The organism is Nocardia sp. NPDC050712 (assembly GCF_040654295.1).
Lineage (GTDB): Bacteria > Actinomycetota > Actinomycetes > Mycobacteriales > Mycobacteriaceae > Nocardia.
The window spans coordinates 303,069-325,986 of record NZ_JBFAHT010000006.1; the positions used below are offsets into that span (position 1 = coordinate 303,069).

At 68.1% G+C, this 22,918-nt stretch carries 21 protein-coding genes; 3 read left to right on the forward strand and 18 right to left on the reverse strand.

Annotated elements, in window-relative coordinates:
- The first annotated feature begins 104 nt into the window (after positions 1 to 104).
- Positions 105 to 425: a metal-sensitive transcriptional regulator gene (locus tag AB0H76_RS36930; protein ID WP_194817391.1), complete on the forward strand. Its 321-nt coding sequence runs from the start codon at positions 105 to 107 to the stop codon at positions 423 to 425.
- Between the two features lie 18 nt (positions 426 to 443).
- On the opposite strand, the gene AB0H76_RS36935 is transcribed toward AB0H76_RS36930, so the two are convergent.
- From AB0H76_RS36935 to infA, 14 genes are all read right to left on the reverse strand, one after another.
- Positions 444 to 1,352: a TAXI family TRAP transporter solute-binding subunit gene (locus AB0H76_RS36935; RefSeq protein ID WP_357332226.1), complete on the reverse strand. Its 909-nt coding sequence runs from the start codon at positions 1,350 to 1,352 to the stop codon at positions 444 to 446.
- 61 nt (positions 1,353 to 1,413) lie between these two features.
- Entirely contained in the window at positions 1,414 to 2,982 is a 1,569-nt protein-coding gene (locus AB0H76_RS36940) for a HAMP domain-containing sensor histidine kinase (protein WP_357331980.1), read from the reverse strand.
- Between the two features lie 28 nt (positions 2,983 to 3,010).
- Positions 3,011 to 3,670 (reverse strand): response regulator transcription factor, encoded by a 660-nt coding sequence (locus AB0H76_RS36945; protein ID WP_357331982.1) that lies wholly within the window; start codon positions 3,668 to 3,670, stop codon positions 3,011 to 3,013.
- A 170-nt stretch (positions 3,671 to 3,840) separates the two neighbouring features.
- Entirely contained in the window at positions 3,841 to 5,202 is a 1,362-nt protein-coding gene (locus AB0H76_RS36950) for an MFS transporter (protein ID WP_357332228.1), read from the reverse strand.
- 195 nt (positions 5,203 to 5,397) lie between these two features.
- Positions 5,398 to 6,225, reverse strand: a complete 828-nt coding sequence (locus tag AB0H76_RS36955; RefSeq protein ID WP_357331984.1) for an LLM class F420-dependent oxidoreductase — start codon at positions 6,223 to 6,225, stop codon at positions 5,398 to 5,400.
- Positions 6,226 to 6,273: 48 nt separating this feature from the next.
- Entirely contained in the window at positions 6,274 to 6,723 is a 450-nt protein-coding gene (locus tag AB0H76_RS36960) for a PaaI family thioesterase (RefSeq protein ID WP_357331986.1), read from the reverse strand.
- A gap of 20 nt (positions 6,724 to 6,743) precedes the next feature.
- The gene (gene truA / locus AB0H76_RS36965) at positions 6,744 to 7,760 is read right to left on the reverse strand and encodes a tRNA pseudouridine(38-40) synthase TruA (protein ID WP_357331988.1); all 1,017 of its coding nucleotides are present in this window, start codon (positions 7,758 to 7,760) and stop codon (positions 6,744 to 6,746) included.
- A gap of 127 nt (positions 7,761 to 7,887) precedes the next feature.
- Positions 7,888 to 8,397 carry a 50S ribosomal protein L17 gene (rplQ, locus tag AB0H76_RS36970; protein WP_357331990.1) on the reverse strand — a complete coding sequence of 170 codons (510 nt, stop codon included), beginning with the start codon at positions 8,395 to 8,397 and terminating at the stop codon, positions 7,888 to 7,890.
- A gap of 51 nt (positions 8,398 to 8,448) precedes the next feature.
- Positions 8,449 to 9,507, reverse strand: coding sequence for a DNA-directed RNA polymerase subunit alpha (locus tag AB0H76_RS36975; protein WP_357300218.1), 1,059 nt, complete (start codon positions 9,505 to 9,507; stop codon positions 8,449 to 8,451).
- A gap of 100 nt (positions 9,508 to 9,607) precedes the next feature.
- Positions 9,608 to 10,213: a 30S ribosomal protein S4 gene (rpsD, locus tag AB0H76_RS36980; RefSeq protein ID WP_357331992.1), complete on the reverse strand. Its 606-nt coding sequence runs from the start codon at positions 10,211 to 10,213 to the stop codon at positions 9,608 to 9,610.
- Between the two features lie 21 nt (positions 10,214 to 10,234).
- Entirely contained in the window at positions 10,235 to 10,648 is a 414-nt protein-coding gene (gene rpsK, locus AB0H76_RS36985) for a 30S ribosomal protein S11 (RefSeq protein WP_209883949.1), read from the reverse strand.
- Between the two features lie 9 nt (positions 10,649 to 10,657).
- Positions 10,658 to 11,029, reverse strand: coding sequence for a 30S ribosomal protein S13 (gene rpsM, locus AB0H76_RS36990; protein ID WP_194817380.1), 372 nt, complete (start codon positions 11,027 to 11,029; stop codon positions 10,658 to 10,660).
- Between the two features lie 236 nt (positions 11,030 to 11,265).
- Complete coding sequence (gene rpmJ / locus AB0H76_RS36995) at positions 11,266 to 11,379, reverse strand: 50S ribosomal protein L36 (RefSeq protein WP_011207363.1); 114 nt, start codon at positions 11,377 to 11,379, stop codon at positions 11,266 to 11,268.
- Between the two features lie 135 nt (positions 11,380 to 11,514).
- Positions 11,515 to 11,736 carry a translation initiation factor IF-1 gene (infA, locus tag AB0H76_RS37000; protein WP_003418601.1) on the reverse strand — a complete coding sequence of 74 codons (222 nt, stop codon included), beginning with the start codon at positions 11,734 to 11,736 and terminating at the stop codon, positions 11,515 to 11,517.
- A gap of 341 nt (positions 11,737 to 12,077) precedes the next feature.
- On the opposite strand from infA, the gene AB0H76_RS37005 reads away from it, so the two are divergent.
- Positions 12,078 to 15,122, forward strand: a complete 3,045-nt coding sequence (locus AB0H76_RS37005) for an AAA family ATPase (protein ID WP_357331994.1) — start codon at positions 12,078 to 12,080, stop codon at positions 15,120 to 15,122.
- A gap of 45 nt (positions 15,123 to 15,167) precedes the next feature.
- Here the strand turns inward: AB0H76_RS37005 and AB0H76_RS37010 are convergent, their stop codons facing one another.
- From AB0H76_RS37010 to AB0H76_RS37020, 3 genes are all read right to left on the reverse strand, one after another.
- Positions 15,168 to 16,559: an FAD-dependent oxidoreductase gene (locus AB0H76_RS37010; protein WP_357331996.1), complete on the reverse strand. Its 1,392-nt coding sequence runs from the start codon at positions 16,557 to 16,559 to the stop codon at positions 15,168 to 15,170.
- A gap of 129 nt (positions 16,560 to 16,688) precedes the next feature.
- Entirely contained in the window at positions 16,689 to 17,288 is a 600-nt protein-coding gene (locus tag AB0H76_RS37015) for a GNAT family N-acetyltransferase (protein ID WP_357331998.1), read from the reverse strand.
- Between the two features lie 21 nt (positions 17,289 to 17,309).
- A complete protein-coding gene (locus AB0H76_RS37020) occupies positions 17,310 to 18,119 on the reverse strand; it encodes a GntR family transcriptional regulator (RefSeq protein ID WP_357332000.1) in 810 nt (269 codons plus the stop codon).
- A gap of 297 nt (positions 18,120 to 18,416) precedes the next feature.
- Between AB0H76_RS37020 and AB0H76_RS37025 the strand changes: the two genes are divergently transcribed.
- Positions 18,417 to 18,794, forward strand: coding sequence for a DUF4254 domain-containing protein (locus tag AB0H76_RS37025; RefSeq protein ID WP_357332002.1), 378 nt, complete (start codon positions 18,417 to 18,419; stop codon positions 18,792 to 18,794).
- Between the two features lie 66 nt (positions 18,795 to 18,860).
- Here the strand turns inward: AB0H76_RS37025 and eccCa are convergent, their stop codons facing one another.
- Positions 18,861 to 22,913, reverse strand: a complete 4,053-nt coding sequence (gene eccCa, locus AB0H76_RS37030; protein ID WP_357332004.1) for a type VII secretion protein EccCa — start codon at positions 22,911 to 22,913, stop codon at positions 18,861 to 18,863.
- Positions 22,914 to 22,918: the final 5 nt, after the last annotated feature.

Here is a 22,918-nt window from a genome sequence, read left to right on the forward strand (position 1 = left end):
ACCCGCCCCGCCGAATGTACCCTAGGGGGGTATAACGACACGACCGGTGCACCCCGCATCTGCGAAGATTCAACCCGGCCACTGCTAGGACGAGGAGAACACCGGTGACAACCACCCCGGAAACCGGCGGACACGACCATTCCGCCCACGGTTACATCACCGCCAAGGACGACTACCTCAAGCGGCTGCGCCGGATCGAGGGTCAGGCCCGCGGCCTGCAACGGATGGTCGAAGAAGAGAAGTACTGCATCGACATCCTCACCCAGGTCTCCGCGATGACGAAGGCCCTGCAAGCCGTGGCCATGGGCCTGCTCGAGGACCACATCAGCCACTGCGTCGTCGATGCCGCCGTCGCCGGCGGCCCGGAAGCCGAGGCCAAGATCAAGGAAGCCACCGACGCCATCGCGCGCCTGGTCCGTTCCTGACAGCGGTGGCCGGCGTCGTCAGCCGTGGCGGCGGCGGTAGACCTCGGCGGCACCCGGGTGCAGCGCGATCGAGCCGGTACCGGTGAGCGAGCGAGCATCGAGGAACTGCGTGCCCGCGGCCTCGGCCGGAACCAGGGCATCGGCGCGGCCCAGTAGCAGATCGACGATGGCGGCCGCGGCGGCATCCGGCATGCTGGGCGCGGCGAGCAGCAGGTTCGCGACGCCGATGGTGTGCACCGCGGAACCGCCCGGGTAGGCGTCGGCGGGAATCTGCACGCGGTCGTAGACGTGCCCGAAGCGCGAACGCAGCGGCGTCGCGAGTTCGTCCAGATCCAGCAGCCGCAGGCGCGGCACGGCGAGCGCGGCCGTCGGTACGCCACCGGCCCACAGCAGCGCGTCCACGCCGCCGGAGTCCAACGCCGCCACCGCGTTTCGCAGCCCGCGGTGTTCGATCACGATATCCACACCCGGCTCGAAACCCGCCGCCCAGAGCAGCCGCTCGCCGGTCATCGCGGCGCCGGACCCGACCGCGCCCAGGCTCACCCGGGCGCCCCGCAGATCGGCTATCCGCTGGATCGGGCTGTCCGCCCGCACCGCCAATTGCAGATAGTTCTCGTAGACCCGGCCCAGGGCCAGGACGTGCTCCCCGCCCTCGATCGAATCCACCAGCGCCAGTGCGGCATCCACCTCACCGCGCACCAGCATCGTCAGATTCGTCCGCGATCCGTAGGTGTCGATCGGGTCGATCCGCACCGTGCCCGCCTCGTCCGCGACGTCGGCCAGCAAGCGCGCGAACGCGTTGTAGAACCCGCCCGGCTCGCCCGATCCGAGCCGCACCGTACCGGCGTTCGAACTTCCCCCGCACCCGGCAGTCACTCCCGCCGCCAGCCCGGCGGCCGCCAGACCGAGGAATCCCCGCCGATCCATCACGCGCACACCCCCTCGACAAGTCCCGAGTGTGTCACTCGTACGGCGGATCTCGACGAGGTCATGCCGAAACCACCGCGGGCAGCCGGAGCATGATGGCGAGCCCGCTGGGCCGGGCCGGTTCGACGGTCAAGGTGCCGCCCCGGGATTGGGCCAGCGCGGTGGCGATCGGCAGCCCGAGGCCGGAACCGCCCGCCGGTGCGGCGGAGCCGCGGAAGAAGCGGGTGGTCAGCTTGTCGATCTCCTCGCGGGGGACGCCGGTGCCGTCGTCGCGCACGGTGATGGTGACCCAGCGCGGCTCGGTCGCCACGGTGACCGTGGTGTGCGCGCCGGAGCCGGCGTAGCGGCACGAATTGCTCAGGGGGACATCGAGAATCTGCGCGAGGACGTCCGCGGGCAACGCGACCTCGGTGGGCCGGGTCTTGTCCCCGGCATAGGTTTCCGCGCCGTCGGGACACGATTCCCAGTCCGCGCCGGGCTCGGTGTCCGGCTCGGCGCGCAGGGCGAGTCCCCCGCCGTGGCCACGCGCCGATTCCGACCCGGCCAGGACGGTCTCGACGGCGTCCCGTCGAACGGTCTCCGAGCGCAACTCCATGCCCGCGCTCTCGAAGGCCGAGTGCCAGGCGTCGATCCGATCGGCCACGACCTGCCTTACATCGCAATGGTTCTCGGGATCGTGGGCGGAGAGATCGAAGGCCGTCGGCGTCTCCGCCACGGCGAGGGTGAGCAGTCCGTCCAGCAGCGCGGTCAACCGGTCGACTTCGGCGCTGGCGCGGCGGAAGATCGGGGCGGCGGTGTCGGGGATATCCAGCTCCAGCGAGTCCAGGCGGATCGCCAACGCCGCCAGCGGATTCCGCATGGCGTGCGCGGTGTCCGCGACGAGTTGCCGTTGCGCGTCCACGGAGTCGGCGACAGCCAGCGCCATGGCGTCGAAAGATTCAGCGACCGCTCGCATTTCGGGTGGGCCGCCGTAGTTCCGGGCGATCGACACCGGCGCGGTCGCGCCGGTGCGCGGCTTCGGCAGCGTCGCGGTCAGCGCCGCCACCGCGGCCGACAGCGCCGCCAGCGGGCGCAGCACCCAGCGGCTGAGCGTCAGCGCGAGCAGCGTGAACACCGCCATCGCGACCACACCCCCGGCGCCGATCAACCCCCACGCCCTGGCGATATCGCCGCGCGCACGCTCCGTGGAGGCCTCGATGACCACCGCGCCGTTGACCTGCACCCCGGTGCCCACCGGCCGCGCGACCAGCATGGTCGAGTCGTCCCAGGGGTTCAGGCGCTCGACCGGATGCGGCCGCAGGTTGCGGCGCGCGCCGGCCACCGCGGCGGCGATCACCGGGTCGGTGATGTCGACTCCGGCGTTCACGGTTGTCGCACCGCGCGCGTCCACGACCAGTACGTTCTCGCCGTACAGCTCGTGATAGCGCACGATCTCCTCGATCAGCGCCCGCGGATCCTTGTCGGCCACGGCGGCGTCGGCGATGGTCGCGAACCGGTCGGCGTCACCGTTGCGGCCGAGCACCAGCTCCTGCGTCCGGCTAGTCGCGTACGTCAGCGAGAGCGGCACCGCGAAGGCCAGCACCGCGATCGCCGCGAAAACCGTCAGCGCGAACAGGAGCCTGCGCCGCACCGCACTTCCCTTCCGACACTGCCCCCGGTCATTCGCCCCACCGGTAGCCGTACCCACGGATGGTGGTGATCAAGCCGGGCCGCCCCAACTTCGCGCGCAGCGCCGTCATGTGGACGTCGAGGGAGCGCGAGACCGCCACGAAGGCGTCGCCCCAGATCCGGTCCATGAGCTGCTGGCGGCTGACCGCGGAGCCGGGCCGTTCGACGAGCGCCTCCACCAGTTCGAACTCTTTGGGAGTCAAGGCGACCGGCTTCCCGGCCACCTCGACGACGCGGGTCGCCAGGTCGACGCGCACGTCACCCGTGACCACCACCGGCGGTGTGGGCTGGGTAGCGATAGCGGCCCGGCGCAGCACGGTCTCCAGACGGGCCATCAACTCGGCGATGCGCGGCGGTTTCACCAGGTAGTCGTCGGCGCCGCCACGCAGGCCGCGCACGATGGAGCGCTCGTCGCTGCGGGCTGTCAGCACCAGCACCGGGACCGAACTCACCGCGCGCAGCTGGCGCAGGATTTGCAGGCCGTCCGCATCGGGCAGACCCAGATCGAGGATGACCGCGTCGAAGCCGCGGTGATCGAGCAGCAGGTCACTGCCACGGCGCTTACGTTCGGCGCGGTAGCCGCGGGCGTTGAGGGCCTCGACCAAGGCGTCCCCGACGCCATCATCATCTTCGACAACCGCAAGCCGCACGCGCCGATCCTCCCATAGCGGGCGAATCGGCGCGGCGGCGGCCGGTGGATCGGCCTGCGGAAACGAGGTCACGCTCCGAACCGTTCGACCGGGTTGCCGACGGGCCCGCGCAACACATTCGCAACCATGCGGCGTTCGCCGCCGGGCCGCTTCCGCCTCGCCGTCATGAGCTACGAGACCCGAACCGGCGTGGCCGACTCGAAGGCATGACCGGCCTCGCGGTCGAGCTCGGTGGTGGACTTGTTCTTCAGGAAGAAGATGTAGACCAGGAGCGAGCCCGCGATCAGCGCGGTGACATAGGCGATGAACTGCGGCACCATATCGGCCTTCTTCATCGCTTCGTAGATCACCGGCGCGGTCCCGCCGAAGGCGGAGTTGGCCAGCGCGTAACCCAGTCCCACGCCCAGCGCCCGGATGTTTGCCGGGAACAATTCGGCTTTGACCAGCGCGTTGATCGAGGTATATCCGGTCAGAATGATGTATCCGATGGCCAGCAATCCGAAAGTGGCAAAGGGATTGGTGGTCTTCGGCACGAAGGTGATCAGGAAGTAGGTGTAGATCACACCGCCCACCCCGAAGAACACCAGCAACGGCTTGCGGCCGACCCGGTCGCTGATCCAGCCGCCCACCGGTTGCAGGCACATCAGGAAGATCAGGCCGATCAGGTTGACCCAGGTCGCCACCGTGGCATCGTCGGCATACGCCTTCTTCACCATCGCGGGCGCGTTCACGCTGTAGGTGTAGAACGCCACCGTGCCACCCATGGTGATCATGAAGCACAGCAGCAGCGGCCGCCAGTGCCGGACCAGCAATTCATTGAGCGACCCCGAGGAACGGTCGGCGCCCGAGCGGGCGGCATCCAGGTGTTCCTTGGACAGCGACTCGTCCATGTCCCGCCGCAGCCAGAACACCACGATCGCCGCCAGTCCGCCGATGGCGAACGGGATGCGCCAGGCCCAGTCCTGGATCTGCCCCTTCTCCAGGAAGGTGGTCATGATCAGCAAGGTGAACTGCGCCAGCACATGGCCGCCGACCAGGGTGACGTATTGGAACGAGGAGAAGAAGCCGCGCTTGCCCTTGGTCGCCACCTCGGACATGTAGGTCGCCGAGGTCCCGTATTCGCCGCCGGTGGCGAAGCCCTGAACCAGCCGGAAGACGATGAGAATCGCCGCGGCGGCCACACCGATGCTCTCCCGGGTGGGCATGATCGCGATGCCGAAGGAACAGACCGCCATCAGCGTCACGCTGAACACCAGCGCGGAGCGGCGGCCGTGCCGATCGGCATAGCGCCCGAAATACCAGGAGCCGATCGGGCGCATCAAGAAGGTGACCGCGAATATCGCGTAAACATAGACGGTGGAGTTTTCGTCCTCCGGCGCGAAGAACTGATTCTGGAAATAAGTCGCGAAGACGGTGTAGATATAGACGTCGTACCACTCGACGAGATTTCCCGAAGAACCCTTGAGCGTGTTCAGAATCGCGCGCCGGGTACTGGTCGGCGCCGATAATGCAGCCGAATCGGGCTCCGGCATCTTGCTCACTGCGGTGGACACACCTACCTCCTTCGACGCTTCTTCGCGCCATCGGAGTCGAGTGTGTCGGTGACCACAGTTGTTACGGAAGTGTGCCGTTCGCTTCCTAACAGTCCTTTAGGACGATGCCGTAGCAGCCCGCCAGCAAACCGGCCGCATCCGCGGACGGGTACGGCCGGTCAACCGAGTGAACGCCTACTTCAGCAGCGGCGCCAAGGTGCGCAGCGTGGGCAGCGGGTCGTCCGCGAGCGGCTGGATGGCCACATGGTCGGCCCCGGCCACCAGGTGCGCGCCCAGCTTCTCGGCGACCGCCTCGGCGCTGCCGTGCGCCACCACGGCGTCATAGAACCGGTCACCGCCGGGCTGCGCGAGATCCTCGTCGGTGAGACCGAAGCGGCGCAGGTTCGCGACATAGTTCCGCAGTCCGAGGTAGAACGAGGTGCGCGGCTGCGCGGTGACGCGGGCGCGGGCCGGATCCTCGTCGATGACGACCTTGTGCTCGGTCGCCAGCAGCGCGCCGTCGCCGAGAATCGCCCGGGCACTAGCGGTGTGCTCCACCGGCACCAGGTACGGCAGCGCGCCGAGCGAGCGCTCGCGCGCCAGCTTCAGGACGCGCGGGCCGAGGGCGGCCAGCGCACGCCGCTCCTTGGGCACGCCCGCGGCGTCCAGCTCGTCGAAGTAGGCCACCAGCGCCTCGTACGGCGTGGTGTAGGTGGCGTTGGCCTCCGGATGGCCCGCACCGATACCGAGCAGGAAACGGCCGGGATGGGCGGCCTCGAGCCGATGGAAGACCTCGGCGATCTCGGCCGCCGGCGACTTCCAGATGTTCACGATGCTCGTCGCCACCGTGATGGATGACGTTGCCGCCAAGAGTGTTTCGGCGACGACGAGTTCGTCCGCACCCGGCGAGCTACCCAGCCACAGCGTGCCGTATCCCAGCTCCTCCAGTTCTCGCGCGCCCTCGGGGCCGAACGCGTTGAAGGGAAGCCAAACTCCGTACCGTCCAAGTTGGTCGAATGCCATGACCCACCCAACGCCACACGGCCGCGCCTTGTTCCGCGCCGGGCCCGATCAGCGCGGCGGCATCACTCGGTAGACGTGCCAACCCTCGGCCACCACCTCGTCGTCACCGGCGGTACGCACCTCCGCCTGACAGAACACGGTCGACTTGCCGCGCTTGGTGATCCAGCCCTCCGCGATCAGATCCTGTTCGCGCGCCGCGCCGAGATACCGGATCTGCATGTCGACAGTGAACATCGTGGGCACGGCGTCGTAGCGGCTGGCCACGGCCGGGACGACCACGGTGTCGATCAGGGTGGCGATGGCCCCACCGTGCACCACGCCCGCGGGCTGATCGAGCAGCGGGCGATACGGCAGGCGCATCCGCGCGTAGTCCAGCCGGACCTCCTCCGCGATCAGCCCGACGAACTGCGGAAAGAACTGGGCGGAGTCCTGATTGAAGAACTCCTTCCAGTGCGTCTCCTGGTTGCCCGGGAGCATTTCGTGAAGGTCGGCACGCATGCCTCGAAGCTACTCCGGGGTCAGTCGCCGCAGCAGCCGGGATCGACGGGCGGCACGGTCCGGGTCTCCCGGGTCTGCAGATTGCGGGCGGCGAGTTCGCCGTCGGCCGGATAGTCGACGGCGATCAGCGAAAGGCCGTGGGCGGGCGCTACGGTCACCGAGCTGGAACGTTCGGTCTCGCTCAGCAGGTCACCGGCCCACTCGGGCGTCCGGCGGCCCTCACCCACCGCGAGGATGGCACCGACCAGACTGCGCACCATGGACCAGCAGAAGGCGTCCGCACTGACGTAGGCGACCAGCAGATCGCCCCGGCGTTCCCAGTCGAAGCGCTGCAACTCGCGAATCGTGGTCGCGCCCTCGCGGCGGCGGCAGAAGGCCGCGAAGTCGTTGAGCCCCAGCAACTTCTGTGAGGCCTCACGCATGGCCTCGCGGTCGACGGTGCTGCGGCAGCCGACCACGCTGCGGGCCTGCAGGGGTTCGGCGCCGTACGGGGCGGTGGTGAGCCGGTACACGTAGTGCCTGCGGATCGCCGAGAAGCGCGCGTCGAACTCCGGCGGCGCGATCCGGGCGGCCTTGATCCGGACGTCCTTCGGCAGGAACCGCGCCATCCGGTGGACCAGCTTGGCACCGTCGAAATCCGTTGCGGTGGTGTCGAAGTGGGCAACCTGCCCCTCGGCGTGCACACCCGAGTCGGTGCGGCCCGCGACCGTGAGCTGGATCGTCTCGCGGTAGACCTTGCTGAGTGCCTCCTCGAGCACGCCCTGCACCGTCCGCAACTCGGGCTGTCGCGCCCAGCCGATGAAATCCGTTCCGTCGTAGGCGATGTCGAGCCGCACCCGGATCTGCTCGCGGGCCGGGGCGGGCGCCGCGAGTTCCTCGGGCCCGGCCTCCGGCGGCAACTCGGAGACGATCTGTGCGATCGGCTCGGCGCCGGGCGCGGGCTCGACCGGGTCGGGCACCTCGGCGGGAACCACCGGCGCCGAGGCCTCGACCGGCGCCGGCAGCTCACCCTCGGGCAACATCATCGAATCCTGCACGCGGTCCACCTCACTCAATGCTGGGGTTAACGCAAACGAGCCCGCCGACCCAGAGGGTGGCGGGCTCGTTCGAGAACTCCTGACGAATCAGGCTGCCAGAGCGTCCCCGCAGGTGCGGGGAGCACCGTCAGGCGTCCTTCTTGTCCTCGTCGGCCGGAGCCTCGGCAACCTCGTCGGTCGCCTCGGCCGCGGGGGCCTCCTCGGCAACCTCATCGGCAGCCGGAGCCGCCTGCTGCGAAGCGGCCACGCGACGGGCGCGATCGGCCTCGTTGGTCACGGTCTTCTCGCGAACCAGCTCGATGATCGCCATCGGCGCGTTGTCACCCTTGCGGGGGACGGTCTTGGTGATGCGCGTGTAGCCACCCTCACGACCCTCGAACGACGGGCCGATCTCTGCGAACAGAGTGTGCACGACGTCCTTGTTGGTGATGTCCTTCAGCACCTCGCGACGGTCGGCGAGGGTGCCGCCCTTCGCCTTGGTGATGATCTTCTCGGCGTAGGGGCGCACGGCCTTGGCCTTGGACTCGGTGGTCGTGATCCGGCCATGCTCGAAGAGCGCCGTGGCCAGATTGGCGAAGATCGCCTTCTGGTGCGACGACGACCCGCCGAACCGGCGACCCTTCTTGGGAGTGGGCATTGTTTGTTCTCCTGTGTGTGTGGCCGAGCCGGGGCGCCAACCCCGATTGGCCTAAAGCTGTTCGGTCTCGGCGTAGTCCTGCTCGCCGCCATCGGTGTCACTGAACGTGCCGCTGTCGCTCCACGTTCCGGTGCTCGCGTCGTAACCCACCACGGAAGAGGGATCGAACGAGGCCGGGCTGTCCTTGAGCGAGAGACCAAGCGCGTGCAGCTTGACCTTGACCTCGTCGATGGACTTCTGGCCGAAGTTGCGAATATCCAGCAGATCCGACTCGGTGCGGGCAACGAGCTCGCCCACGGTGTGCACGCCTTCGCGCTTGAGGCAGTTGTAGGACCGGACGGTGAGGTCCAGGTCCTCGATCGGCAGACCGAACGAGGCGATGTGATCCGCCTCGGCCGGCGAGGGGCCGATCTCGATGCCTTCGGCTTCGATGTTGAGCTCACGGGCCAGGCCGAAGAGCTCGACGAGGGTCTTGCCCGCCGAGGCGAGCGCGTCCCGGGCGCTGATGGAGTTCTTGGTCTCCACGTCCAGGATCAGACGGTCGAAGTCGGTGCGCTGCTCGACACGGGTGGCCTCGACCTTGTAGGTCACCTTGAGCACCGGCGAGTAGATCGAGTCCACCGGGATCCGGCCGATTTCCGCACCCGAGGCCTTGTTCTGGACGGCGGGGACGTAGCCGCGACCGCGCTCGACAACGAGCTCGATCTCCAGCTTGCCCTTGTCGTTCAGGGTGGCGATGTGCATGTCCGGGTTGTGCACCACAACACCGGCAGGCGGCACGATGTCACCGGCGGTGACGGTGCCCGGGCCCTGCTTGCGCACGTACATGGTCACCGGCTCGTCCTCTTCCGAGGACACGACCAGACCCTTGAGGTTCAGGATGATGTCGGTGACATCTTCCTTCACACCGGGAACGGTGGTGAACTCGTGCAGGACGCCGTCGATGCGGATGCTCGTGACCGCGGCCCCCGGGATCGAGGACAGCAGGGTACGACGCAGCGAGTTGCCGAGGGTGTAACCGAAGCCCGGCTCGAGGGGTTCGATGGTGAACTTCGAGCGGTTCTCCGCCACGACCTCTTCGGTCAGCGTGGGGCGCTGGGAAATCAGCATTGTTGGATCATCCTCCTGTACGGGCACCCACTATTTGATGCCCACGTTATGGGGGTTGTGCGTAATCGCCCGCGGGGCAGGCGATTACGCACGGCACTGATTACTTCGAGTAGTACTCGACGATCAGCTGTTCGGTCAGCGGCACATCGATCTGAGCGCGCTCGGGAAGCTGGTGCACCAGGATCCGCAGACGGCCCGGGATCACCTGCAGCCAACCCGGAACCGGGCGGTCGCCGACGGTCTCGCGCGCGACCTGGAACGGCAGCGTCGGGAGCGACTTCTCCTTGACATCGATGATGTCGTACTGGGTGACCTGGTAGCTCGGGACGTTGACCGCGACACCGTTGACGATGAAGTGGCCGTGCGAGACGAGCTGACGGGCCTGACGACGGGTACGAGCCAGACCGGCGCGGTACACGACGTTGTCCAGACGGCACTCGAGCAGGCGAAGCAGGTTGTCACCGGTCTTGCCCTTGAGGCGGTTGGCCTCGTTGTAGTACCGGCGGAACTGCTTCTCCATGACGCCGTAGGAGAAGCGAGCCTTCTGCTTCTCCTGCAGCTGCATCAGGTACTCGGATTCCTTGATCCGCGCGCGGCCGTGCTGGCCGGGCGGGTAAGGACGACGCTCGAACGCCTGGTCTCCGCCGACGAGGTCGACGCGAAGACGACGCGACTTGCGGGTGATGGGGCCTGTATAACGTGCCATTTTTTATCTGTTCCTTTCCCGCTAGACGCGACGACGCTTGGGCGGACGGCAGCCGTTGTGCGGCTGCGGGGTGACATCGGAGATCGTGCCGACCTCGAGGCCTGCGGCCTGCAGCGAACGGATCGCGGTCTCACGGCCCGAACCCGGGCCCTTGACGAACACGTCGACCTTCTTGACGCCGTGCTCCTGCGCCTTGCGGGCAGCGTTCTCGGCAGCGAGCTGCGCGGCGAACGGGGTGCTCTTACGCGAACCCTTGAAGCCGACGTGACCCGAGGACGCCCAGGAGATGACGTTGCCCGACGGGTCGGTGATCGACACGATGGTGTTGTTGAACGTGGACTTGATGTGCGCGTGGCCCAGCGGGACGTTCTTCTTATCCCGGCGACGCGACTTCTGGGTCTTCTTAGGACCCGAGGTACGACTCTTCGGAGGCATCGGTTATCCCTACTTCTTCTTGCCGGCGACGGTGCGCTTCGGGCCCTTGCGGGTACGCGCGTTGGTCTTGGTGCGCTGGCCACGCACGGGCAGGCCACGACGGTGGCGCAGGCCCTGGTAGCAGCCGATCTCGATCTTGCGACGGATATCGGCCTGCACCTCGCGGCGCAGGTCACCTTCGACCTTGAGGTCCGAACGCTCGATGTAGTCACGCAGCTGCGTGACCTGGTCATCGCTGAGGTCCTTGGAGCGCAGGTCCGGGCTGACGCCGGTGCCTTCCAGGATCTCCTTGGCGCGGGTACGCCCGATACCGAAAATGTAGGTCAGCGCGATCTCCATGCGCTTTTCGCGCGGGAGATCAACGCCCATGAGACGTGCCATGTGGCAGGTTCCTTAATGTCGCGGAGGTCTGCTCCCTGTCCGTTCCCCTCGTCTTGGCGGGGCACCGGCCTCCGTAACCGGTGGTTGGCACACACACTCCCGGGCAATTGAGACATCTCAAAAGCGCCGGATTGTTCCGCAGTGTGCGGCTGGAGCTGGGAGTTCTTCTTTTAGCCAATCCGAACTGCGTCGGTGCTTGGCTGGTGATCAGGGCCCGAGGACCCAATCAGGCTGAATCAGCCCTGACGCTGCTTGTGACGCAGGTTGTCGCAGATCACCATGACCCGGCCGTGGCGGCGGATCACCTTGCACTTCTCGCAGATCTTCTTGACGCTCGGCTGAACCTTCACGTCCGTCCAATCTTTCTGGTGGTTCACACGGGTGTGAACACAGTTTTTCCCCAGCCGGAAGACTGGGGAAGTCTGTGAGCCCGGTCTCGCCGGGCAGACGGCGTGCTGGACGCCGTCCGGGTGATCAACGAACGATCACTTGTAGCGGTAAACGATGCGGCCGCGACTCAGGTCGTAGGGGGAAAGCTCAACGACCACCCGGTCCTCGGGAAGGATACGAATGTAGTGCTGCCGCATCTTTCCGCTGATGTGCGCGAGAACCTTGTGACCGTTCTCGAGCTCGATCCGGAACATCGCATTGGGCAGCGGTTCGACAACTCGACCCTCGACCTCGATGGCCCCGTCTTTCTTCGCCATGTCCTCCGCGATCCCGGTTCGACGAGCGTTTTCGCACGAACCTGGTTTGATTGCCTGGTGTCTGCCTGCATGAGGAACCTCGGTGAGAGGTAGGCACGCAGACAGTCGGCGCATAGGTGCACCGCCGCTCCAGCCTACCGGGAGCCGTCCGATCAGGCAAAAACGGGTCGGAGTCCGGCGAGGTGACCGGGCCCACGGGGGGCCGGGAGTGTCGCGTAAACTGGGCGCGATCCAGAAATCGATCGAGCAGGTCTAGGGGGATGTGTGAAGCGTACCGAGTCGAACGCCATCCTTCTGCTCAGCGAGGCTAAGTCGTGAGTCGCAATAACGACAGTTTGCCCATGTTGCCGCCGTGGCTGGCCGAGTCCGACGGTGGTGGCGCCGGGTACGAGGAACCGGTCCAGAATCTGCCGCAGGAAGATCTGATCGACGACTCCCCGAGGCGCCGGGACAAGAAGAAACGCAAGGGCCTGTTCGGGCGCGATAAAGAGGCGCCCGCCGCCGAACCGACTCCGGAGCCGCGCTCCGACTCCTGGTCACAGCCGCAGGCGCGGACCGATGAGCGACCCACCACGTGGTCCGGCGCCGACGATTCCTGGGATCAGCCCGAACCGTCACGTGACTCGCGCGGCCGGTCACAGCAGCAGCGCCCCGCGCCGCAAGATCCGGCCGACGCGCGCCCGTCCGGCCCGCAGAGCCGGGAGCCGGCGCCGCCCGGGCTACCGACCCGCCAGCCGGGTGAGCATCGCGGCGCGTTCCAGCCGCTGGGCCAGCAGGGTGCCGCGCCGGAGCCGATGCCGTCGAACGAGGCGACGACGCGGTACACCCGGCCCGAGCCGGAGGCCGCCCGCCTGCCCGAACCGCCCACCCGACTCCCGGAACCGCCCGCGCGCCTGCCCGAGCCGCCGGTCGCCGGCGATCGCCCTTATCTGCCGGGCCCGCCGCCGGGTGCCACCGGCGCGCAATCCGCGGTGATCGGCGGACAGCCGAGCACTCCCGAGCCGCGCGGGCCGCGTCCCGAACTGCCGGAATCGCCCGCGTTCGACAGCCGGGCGGAACTGCCCGGACCGCCGCCCGCGTTCGACGGGCGGCCCGCTGCCGCCCGCCCCGATCTACCCGGTCCTCCCCCGAGCACGCGTGAGTTCGACAGTGCCCCACCGGCATCCAGCACTCGCCCGCCGCTGCCCGACCCGCCGTCGGGTGTAACCGAACAGGCGCCGCCGGTCGACGGCCCGCCGCCGTGGCTGGCCGGCCCCTCGGATCCGGCGCACCTCGGCTCGAACCCCGAAGCGCCCGTAGCGCCTCCGGTCGCCGAAGCACCGCGCTCCGGGCAGCCCCCGTGGTCCGGTGGCGAAACCGGCGGCGGCGCAACGGCTTCCAGCGAACCGGCACAACCCGTCTCCGGAGCGATTCCGCCGCGCGGGCGGCACTGGCTGCCGTCGGACGACGAAGCCGCCGCGCCGCAACCCGAACAGTCATGGAACGCGCCGCCTTTCAGCCCGCCCACCGGTGGCGAATCCGCACCGGAGCAGCCCCGGAATCCGGCGCAGCCCGCGGTCGGCGATCAGCGCGGGCCCGACGGCCGCCGGATCCCCGGCGCTTTCGCTCCCCCGGCCACTGGTTCGCGCGCGCCGGTCAGCGATCAACTCGCACCGGGCGAACGCCGCGACCCGGGCGTCTTCAACCAGCCGAGTGAGCCTTTCACCGGTCAGCCCGGCACTTTCGCCCCGGCCGCAAGCGATCCGCGCACACCGATCGGCGACCCGCCCGCCCCGGCCGAACGCCGCGACCCCGGCCTCTACAACCAGCCGAGCGAACAGCCCAGCGCACCGGGCACTTTCGCGGCAGCCGGAGCCGACACCCGCGCGCCGATCGGCGATCAGCCCCGACCGGGCGAACGCCGCGACCCCGGGCTCTACAGCCAGCCCAACGAACAAGCCGGCGCCCCGGGCACATTCGCGCCGAACGACCACCGCGCACCGATCGGCGACCAGCCCGCCCCTGGCGAACGCCGCGACCCCGGCGTCTTCAACCAACCGTTCAACGGACAGTCCAGCGCCCCAGGCACGTTCGCACCGAACGACCATCGCGCGCCGATCGGCGACCAGCCCGCACCCGGCGAACGCCGCGACCCCGGCGTCTTCAACCAGCCGAATCAGCCGTTCAACGGACAGTCCAGCGCTCCTGGCACTTTCGCGAACGAACAGCGCGCCCCCGTAGGCGACCAGCCCGCGCCGGTCGAGCGCCGCGACCCGGGGGTTTTCAACCAGCAGAGCCAGCCGTTCAACGGCCAGCCCAACCCCTACGCGCCGCCGGCGAGCGGCCAAGGCGGCCCCGCGCAGGGCACCGCCCAGCGCCCACCGAGCTGGGATCAGCAGGCCGCCCAGCAGTACCAGCAGGGCTATCAGCAGCCGCAGGGCGGCCAGTGGAACAACAACGGCCCGCGGCCGAGCGGTCCGCCGCCGTCGCTCGACGATGTCCCGCTGCGCCGTGCCAAGAAGGCGCCGGGCGGCGGCTGGCGTAAGGCCGTGCACCACATGTCCGGCGGCACGATCAATCCCGGCATGTCCGCGGAGGAGCTGCGGCTGCAGGAATTGGTCGCCCGGATCCGGCAGCCGGTGCGCGGTGACTACCGGATCGCGGTGCTGTCGCTGAAGGGTGGTGTCGGAAAGACCACCACCACCATGGGTCTCGGCTCGATCTACGCCTCGATCCGCGGTGACCGGGTGATCGCCGTCGACGCCAACCCCGACTTCGGCACGCTCTCCCAGCGCGTTCCGCTGCAGACCCGCTCCACCGTGCGCGACCTGCTGCTGGACCCGAACGTGGAGCGCTACTCCGATGTCCGCAAGCACACCTCGCAGGCCACCAGCCGGCTGGAAGTGCTGGCCTCGGAACGCGATCCGGCCGCCTCGGAGCAGTTCACCGAGCACGAGTACCGGGCCGTCGCGCGCATCCTGCAGCGCTACTACAACATCATCCTCACCGACTGCGGCACCGGCCTGACCCACTCGGCGATGAGCGGCGTGCTCGACCTGGCGCACTCGCTGGTGCTGATCTCCTCGGCCGCCATCGACGGCGCCCGCAGCGCCGCCTCCACGCTGGACTGGCTGTCGCTGCACGGCCACGATCACCTGGTCCGCAACGCGGTCGTCGTGATCAACCTCCCGCGTGAGGGTTCGGTGAACGTCGGCATCCAGCAGCTGCGCGAGTACTTCCTCGCCCGCTGCCGCGCCGTGCACATCATCCCGTTCGACGATCACCTCTCCGAGGGCGCGGAAATCGACCTGCACCGCCTGAGCAAGCAGGCCAAACGCGCTTACGTCGAACTGGCCGCCACAGTCGCCGACCAGTTCAACATCGAGCACCGCCGCTACCACGACTGATCGGAACGCCCCGCAGACCCGGGAAAGGGCTGCGGGGCTTCCGTTTCACAACCGGGCCAGCCGGTCCGAGTTCGGCGCGAGTTCGCGAGCCACCCGCACCGCCGAGACCAGCGCGCTTTCCTGACTGTCGATGTCGACGGTGTGCGTCCCGGCGAACCACATGTTCGCCGCGCTGTTCGTCTCCCGCCACTGCCGCAACGTCCCCTGATTCGCCACGAAACCGGGCGTCAGCAGCGGATGCCGGAAGCTGGCGTCGTGGATGATCTCCGCTGCGGGCGGCAGCGGCCGATTGGTCGTCCAGCTCTTGAAGACGTTGAACTCCCGGCAGTCGCCGAGCCACATCGTGCCCTCGGAGTACTTCCCGTCCTGCAGCATCGTGTTGTACGCCGACCAATTGCGCTCTCCGGCCGCCATATACGTCGCCGGTCCGGTGTGCAGGGTGACCCGAGCGGTGAAGTAGGGGAAGTTCCGGTAGATCTCGGCGAGGTCGGACCAGATGCCGCCGCCGATGGACTGCACCAGTCCCACCGCGGGCTCGGGCGGCAAGGCCAGCACCACGTGATCCACGGTGACAGGCGCGGCGCCGTCGTCCGCCCACACCGTCCACTCGGAGCCCTGCCGAGCCAGTCTCGTGACCGCCGCGCCCAAACGCGTGGTGACAGTGGAGAACTGCGCCGTCATATGGTCGACGACATCGGACAGACCACGCGCGGCGTTGTAGTAGTCGAACGGTGCGGCCAGCAGGTCGTCCGCGATCGAGCGCGAGCGGGACACGAAAGCGACCGTGGCCCGGGCCGACAACGGCATGGTCTGCGCGATCGACGCTCCGGCCAGGGTCGCGCACAGCGGGTACAGCAGCCGCTCCTTCATGTCGGCGCCGACCATCAGCTCGTCCACGAATTGATGGACCGTCTTGTTCCAGTCGCCGCTCGCCTCCAGGTCCCGGGCGGCCTGGGTGAACAGCCCCATCGCTACCAGCGGCGCACTGTAGGCCGGATCCTGCACGGGGAACAGCCGATTCGGCGCCGGCGAGACGAAGATCGGCTGGCTGACGCCCTGCTGGGCCACGGTGATGCCCATGGGCGTCGGGACGATCGGCACGCCGAGCACGTCGTTGAGCAGCCGCCAGTAGCCGGGATGCGTGCGCGGGCCGAAGAATTGGGCGCCGATATCGATCTTGTACCCGTTCCAGGCCACGCTGCGGGCATGCCCGCCCAGCTCGGGCAGGCTCTCCAGCAGTGTCACCGAGCAGTGCCCGTCCAGCAGCCACGCCGTCATGACCCCGGCCATGCCGCCACCGATCACGGCCACCCGGGGCACTCCGCTCGCGTGCGCTGTACTCGACTGGGGAGTCGCGAGGCCGCTTGTCATCCCGAGCGCCGCTCCGCCGAGCAGCGCCATCGCCGAACGCCGGGAAACCCGCGGTCCTGTACCCATATTCATTTTTCCTCCAGCAAAGCCTTCATGTACTGCAGCACAACTGCGATGCTGTAGCATAGAGGATGCGGCGCGGAGCAGTGCGCCCCAGGTCATAGCCGGTGGAATCGCCGTAATCGGCGGCGGGTCTCAGCTGGCGGACAGCCCCGGAGTCGCGCGGTAGGCGGTGAGAACCGGCTCGGGCAGCCGGGTGCGATAACTGAAATGCCAAGAGTCGGTGCGGCGTTCGAAGAGCGCGCAGGACGGGCCGCTGGCGATGGGCCCGGCGATGCGGGTCAGATGGAAACCGGCGCGGCGGTAGTAGTCGTGCAGGTCGGCATTGGTGGTCCAGGCGTCCAGGCGCACCCAGCTGCGGTCCTGCTGGTAAGCGAGACGGCCGGCGTGGGCGAGCATGCGATGCCCGAGGCGATGCCCGGCGAAGCGCAGGTCGACGATCATGTAGTGCACGATGACGGCGTCACCGAGTTCCCAGGGGGACCATAGATTCGGGTCGGCCCGATGGTCGACGGTGACGGTGCCCGCGGCCTCGCCGTTGCACTCGGCGATCCAGGTCTCACCGGCTTCCAGGGATCGGCCGACGGCATGGGCGAAGGTTTCTATGGGTTTGCCACGGCCGGCCACCGTCCACTGGTCTGAGCCACGGGAGGTGAGCCAGGCGGTGCGCTGGAGGCGGAGGCGACAGATCGTACCTAGGTCGCCGAAGGTTGCCTGACGGATCACGGTATTCATGGCAACACAGTGTTCTCTTCGTCAAGGGAGGGAGATGCCACGCCGGTACGCGCTGCCCAGCGTGTCGCGGATTACGGCGATCCCTTCGTCGTCGCCGAGCTCGTAGGAGAGACGGTTGCGGGTGGCGAGGGCACGGTGCCGGGTGGCACGGGTGACACGCCGATGGTTCGACCCGATCCGGAGATGGTCCAGCAGAATGGTTCCCGTCCCGACCCCGAGCACACCGGCCTCCTCCGCGGTGGCCGGGCGCGCGCACAGCGTGTCGCGATGGGCGGTCTCGGCATGGCCGCGGTCGGCGAGCCGGCGCGTGGTGCCCTCGGGGATATCGTGCGGTGAATCGATGCCGGTGGCTTCGGCCAGGTCGCGCGGATAGAAGCTGACCTCCCAGGACCACGGTTCGTTGTCGAGATACTGGACAACGGTGCGGGCCAGTACCCAGGAGTCCTCCGGGACACCGAGCCAGAGCGCGACTTCCGTCGTGGCGGGCTCCATCCGGGCACTGAATTCCTTGGTCGGCTCGCGATTCGCGGCCCGCGCGATCTCCTCGAAGATATCGTGGGTCGCACGCGGCCGGTCCGGGCGAATATGGTCGGTGACGACCGACTCCAGGACCTCCTGGTTTCGCACGATGGTGCCGCGGGAAGTAGCTGTATAGACCAGGTTTTCGGTGACCAGGACTTGAATAGCGTTCCGGGCCGTGGTGATCGAGACCTGCATCTGGTCGGCAAGCTCGGTGTGGCTGGGAAGCCGATCGCCAGGATTCCACTTGCCCCCGCGGATCTCCTCGCGGAGGAGGTCTGCGATCCGGTGGTATGTCGGACCGTCCGCCATCGTGCTCCTCGGTTGGTCGGGCAGGTAACGAAGTGTACTCTTCGTCGTTTTCTACGGCCCGGTAACGCTTGACAGGTGCCTTCAGAGGTTTATTGTAATCAACGTCCTGATCCGGTGTTGTGCGGCGATGAACGGCGAGGCAACGTGGCAGGTTCGGATTCATCAACAGTAGTCATGGCTCTTCCCGGCGCAGCCCGCTGCGCCGATTCGGCGGCGCAGCCCGTGAATTCGGGGCAACTGCCGACTTCGGATCTACTCGTGAGAGCGTGCCGCGGGCACCGCGTAGTCGGTGGCCCGTTGCTGTGGTTTGCCCGCGATCTCGCGGTGCTGCACGAACGCCGCATCGTTGGCCGCGGTGGCTCGATCGACACGGATCCGGCTGCCGTCCACGAAATCGAGCGGCGCCGAACCGAATTGGTGATGGCGGTCGACGACTGGGTGACGCGCAGTGTGCCCCAGCACCGCCTCGGCGCCACCCTGCATACCGAGACCGTCGGGTCGGTCATCGATCGGCTGGCCGAATCCTCGGTCCGCGCGCATCACGCGTTGATGACCCTGGACGCGCACGATGAGATGTTGCACGGCGCCTGGCATCACCTGGCCGAATTGGCCGACGCCTACGACGATCTGGTCCGCGATATCGTCGCGGGCCGCCGGCGGCTGCCGGAGTGGTAGCTCGCCCCTGACCGGGTGAGCAAGCCCCGCAGCCGTTTCCGTGGCCTGCGGGGCCGCTACCGCGAACTACATCAGCGGCGGCAGGTAGGCGATCTGCACCATCTCCAGTCCCTTGGACCGCGAGATCAGCGTGCCACGCCCGGGCGGCAGTTTCTGCGGCCGCAGGTCACCGAACAGCTTGCCTTCATCGCGCGGGCCGCTCATCAGCAGCGCGTCCACCGACATGTTCTTCATGCCACCGACCACGTGGTCGAACAGCGCCCGCGACGCGCCGCCGGTGCGGCGGGTGACGATCAGGTGGAAGCCGAGATCGCGGGCCTGCGGCAGGTATTCGATCAGCGGCAGCAGCGGATTGGAGCCGGCGGCGACCATGTCGTAGTCGTCGACGATGACGTAGATCTCCGGCCCGCTCCACCAGGAGCGTTCCCGCAACTGCTGCGGCGTGATGTCGGAGCCGGGCACCCGCTTGGACAGGTAGCGGCCGATCTCGCTGATCATGCCGCCGCAGGTCTGCGAGGAGGTGGAGTAGCCCGCGAGCTGATCACCCTCGATCACACCGAGCATGGTGCGCCGATAGTCGACCATGATGATCCGCGCCTGCTCGGGCGTGGAGTTCTCGGTGATCCCCATGACGATATTGCGCAGCAGCGTGGTCTTGCCGCATTCGACGTCGGCGAAGGCCATGAAGTGCGGATCGGAGGCGAAATCGATGACGAACGGCTCCAATTCGCTCTCACCGATGCCGAGCACCACCTTGGTCGCGCTCTGCTCGATGCCGCGTTCGGCGGCGAGCGCGAGCACTTCCTCGCGGCTGAGCTGCAGCGGCAGCATCCGCACCTCGGGCGCCCGGCGGTCGCCCCACATCTGGCTGAGCTGTTCGCGGGCCGAGGAGACGCCGTCGGCCATCGTGGCGGGATCGGAATCCGAATCCAGCCGCGGCAGCGCCACGAGCATGTGCAGTTCCTGGGGGTTGAGGCCGCGACCGGGACGGCCCATCGGCACCAGAGCCGCGGTCTTGCGGCCCATTTCGGAATCGGAGGGATCGCCGAGGCGCAGCTCCAGCCGGGTACCGATCTGGTCCTTGATCACCGGGCGGATCTCGGCCCAGCGCGAAGCGCCGAGGATGACGTGGATGCCGTAGGAAAGTCCCTGCTGCGCCATCGTATTGACCGAACCCTCGAGCGAGTCGAACTCCTCGCGCAGCGCGGCCCAGCCGTCGATGACAAGGAAGACGTCACCGAACTGGTCGTCGGCCAGCGGATCGTCGGCCGACGCGGCGGCGCCGGTGATGCGCCGTGCTTCCATCCCGGCGAACTTGCGCCGCCGGAACTCCACCATGGATTCGATGCCGAGTTCGGCGAAGCGCTCCTCGCGCTGGCGCATCAGCGTGGTGAGCTCGGCGATGGTGCGGCGCACCCGATCGCTGTCCAGGCGGCCGGCCACCGAGCCGACGTGCGGCATGCCGACCAGGCCCGCCATCGAACCGCCACCGAAATCCAGGCAGTAGAACTGCACCTGTTCCGGGGTGTGCGTGGCGGCGGCGGCCATGATGATGGTGCGCAGCGTGGTGGACTTGCCGGACTGCGGGCCGCCGACCACCGCGACGTTGCCGGCCGCGCCGGCCAGGTTGATGGTCAGCACGTCACGGCGCTGTTCGTACGGCTTGTCGATGACGCCGATCGGCATCCACAGCTGGCCGTGCCGGTTGGCGGCGGAACGCCAATCCGGGTCGGGCAGCAGCATGTCCACCGTCGGGGACTCCTCCAGCGGCGGCAGCCACACCTCGTGCGCCGGGCGGCCGTGTCCGGTGAGTCTGCGCACCACGACTTCGAGCAGGGTGTCGGGCACGCCGCCCTCCCCCGCGGCCGGTGGCGGCGGCGGGAGCAGGCCGAGCGGATCGTCGGCGTCGGCTTCGACGGCCGGGAGGTCGGGCATCTCGACCGGTGCGGCGGTGAACACCGTCGGCGCCTGGCCGGCCACGATGGTGCCGTCGGCGGTCCGGGTCCCGCCGACCGGCGCGATGTAGGTGCCGGAGACGTAGGAAGCGTTGAACCGCAGCGGGTCGTCCGCGTCGCTCTTGAGATAGCCGGCGCCGGGGACACCGGGCAGGTGGTAGGCGTCGGTGATGCCGAGCACGGCGCGGGATTCGTTGGCGGAGAAGGTGCGCAGGCCGATGCGGTAGGACAGGTGCGAGTCCAGGCCGCGCAGCTTGTTCTCCTCCAGGCGCTGCGAGGCGAGCAGCAGATGCACGTGCAGCGAGCGGCCGAGGCGGCCGATCATGACGAACAGGTCCGCGAAATCCGGCTTCTGGGAGAGCAGTTCGGAGAATTCGTCGACCACGACGAACAGCGCGGGCAGCGGGTCGAGGGCGACACCTGCGGCGCGCGCCTTCTCGTAGTCGGTGACGTTGGCGTAGTTACCGGCCGAACGCAGCAGCTCCTGGCGGCGGTTCATCTCACCGGCCAGCGCGTCTTTCATACGGTCGACGAGTGCGAGTTCCTCTTCGAGGTTGGTGATGACCGCGGAGACATGCGGCAGGGTGTCCAGACCGAGGAAGGTCGCACCACCCTTGAAGTCGACGAGCACCAGGTTCAGCGCGTCCGGTGAGTGCGTGACCACCAGCGACAGCACCAGCGTGCGCAGGAATTCGGACTTGCCCGAACCGGTCGCACCGATGCACAGGCCGTGCGGGCCCATGCCGTTCTCGGCGGATTCCTTGATATCGATCTCGACCGGATTGCCGTCGGGGGTGATGCCGATCGGCACGCGCAGCCGTTCACGCGCGGTGCGCGGCCGCCAGACCCGGGAGGGTTCGATCTGCGCGGCGTCGGGGATCTTCAGCAGTGACATGAGGCCGGGGTCGGCGCGGGTTTCGTCACCCAGGCTGACGATCTGCGCGGCGGTCGCGATCCGGAAACGGGCGAGCTTGCGGGAGAACGACGCGGCTTCGGCGATGCTGACGGCGTCTGCGGTAGCGAACTTCTCGGTGCCCGTCGCGCTTTTCGCGCTGACCTCGCCGCCGCTGATCACCAGTTGCAGGCCACGCCGGGCGGCGAGCCCGTTCTCGGGTGCGGTGAGATCGAGGACGGTCACCGAATCCAGGCCGGATTCGCTGATCAGACGTTCGGAACCGCTGACATAGCCGTCGTCGATCACGACCACCAGGTGCAGCCGGCCCTGCGTCTGCTGCGGGTTGCGCATGAAGCGGCCGCGTTCGAGCAGTTCGTCCTGGAGCGCGGTCTCCAGTTCGGCCAGCGAGCCGTACATCATCCGGGCGGTGCCCATGCCGTCGCGATTGGCCGGATGCTGCAGGTGCGGAAGCCACTTCGCCCAGCCCCAGGCCGGTGCGTCCGGGTCCTCGCAGACGATCGCGACCGCGACGTGGTCGGGGCCGTGAAAAGTGGTGACCTCCATCAGCATGGCGCGCACCAGCATGTACGCCTCGTCCCGGTCACCGCCGATATTGACGGCGGGGAAGGCGCGCAGCGACACCGCGGTCGGCAGCTGGTGCACCACCGAGTGAGTGCGCACGAAACGACGCAGCGCCACGGTGGATACCGGTTCCAGGTCCTCTAGCGGACCGGTCTCGGGCCGGGCCAGTTTGGTGGCGAGGCGATGGCTGCCGATCCCGACCCGGACATGCCCGAAATCCGGATCGGCCGGACGCCGTTCCCACATCCGCCGGGTGCCGATGATCGAAGGCAGGTCGACCGGTTCCGGATGGCTCCAGATCAGCGTTTCCAGCTGCTTGATCCCGGTGCGGCGCACGTCCTTCCGCATCTGATCCAGGTAGCGGAAGTAGTCTTTGCGCTCCTCGTTCAGCTCGGCCGCGCTCTTGGGGCCGCCGCCGCGCATGCCCATCATCATGCCGACCATCGACATCAGCATCATCATCGGGAACATCATCATCATGGGGTTCTGCAACAGGTTGCGCCCCATCATGGCCATCATCGCAATCATGCCCACGACGGCGACCACCATGATCACCGGCATCAGCTTCATCATCAGCGGAGTCGGCATCGGCCGCTGGATCTCCGGCGGCGAGCTCAACGCGACCTCACCACCCGGCGCCCGCGGCGGCGCGATGCGGGGACGGCGCACGAAACCTTCGGTAACCATGGATC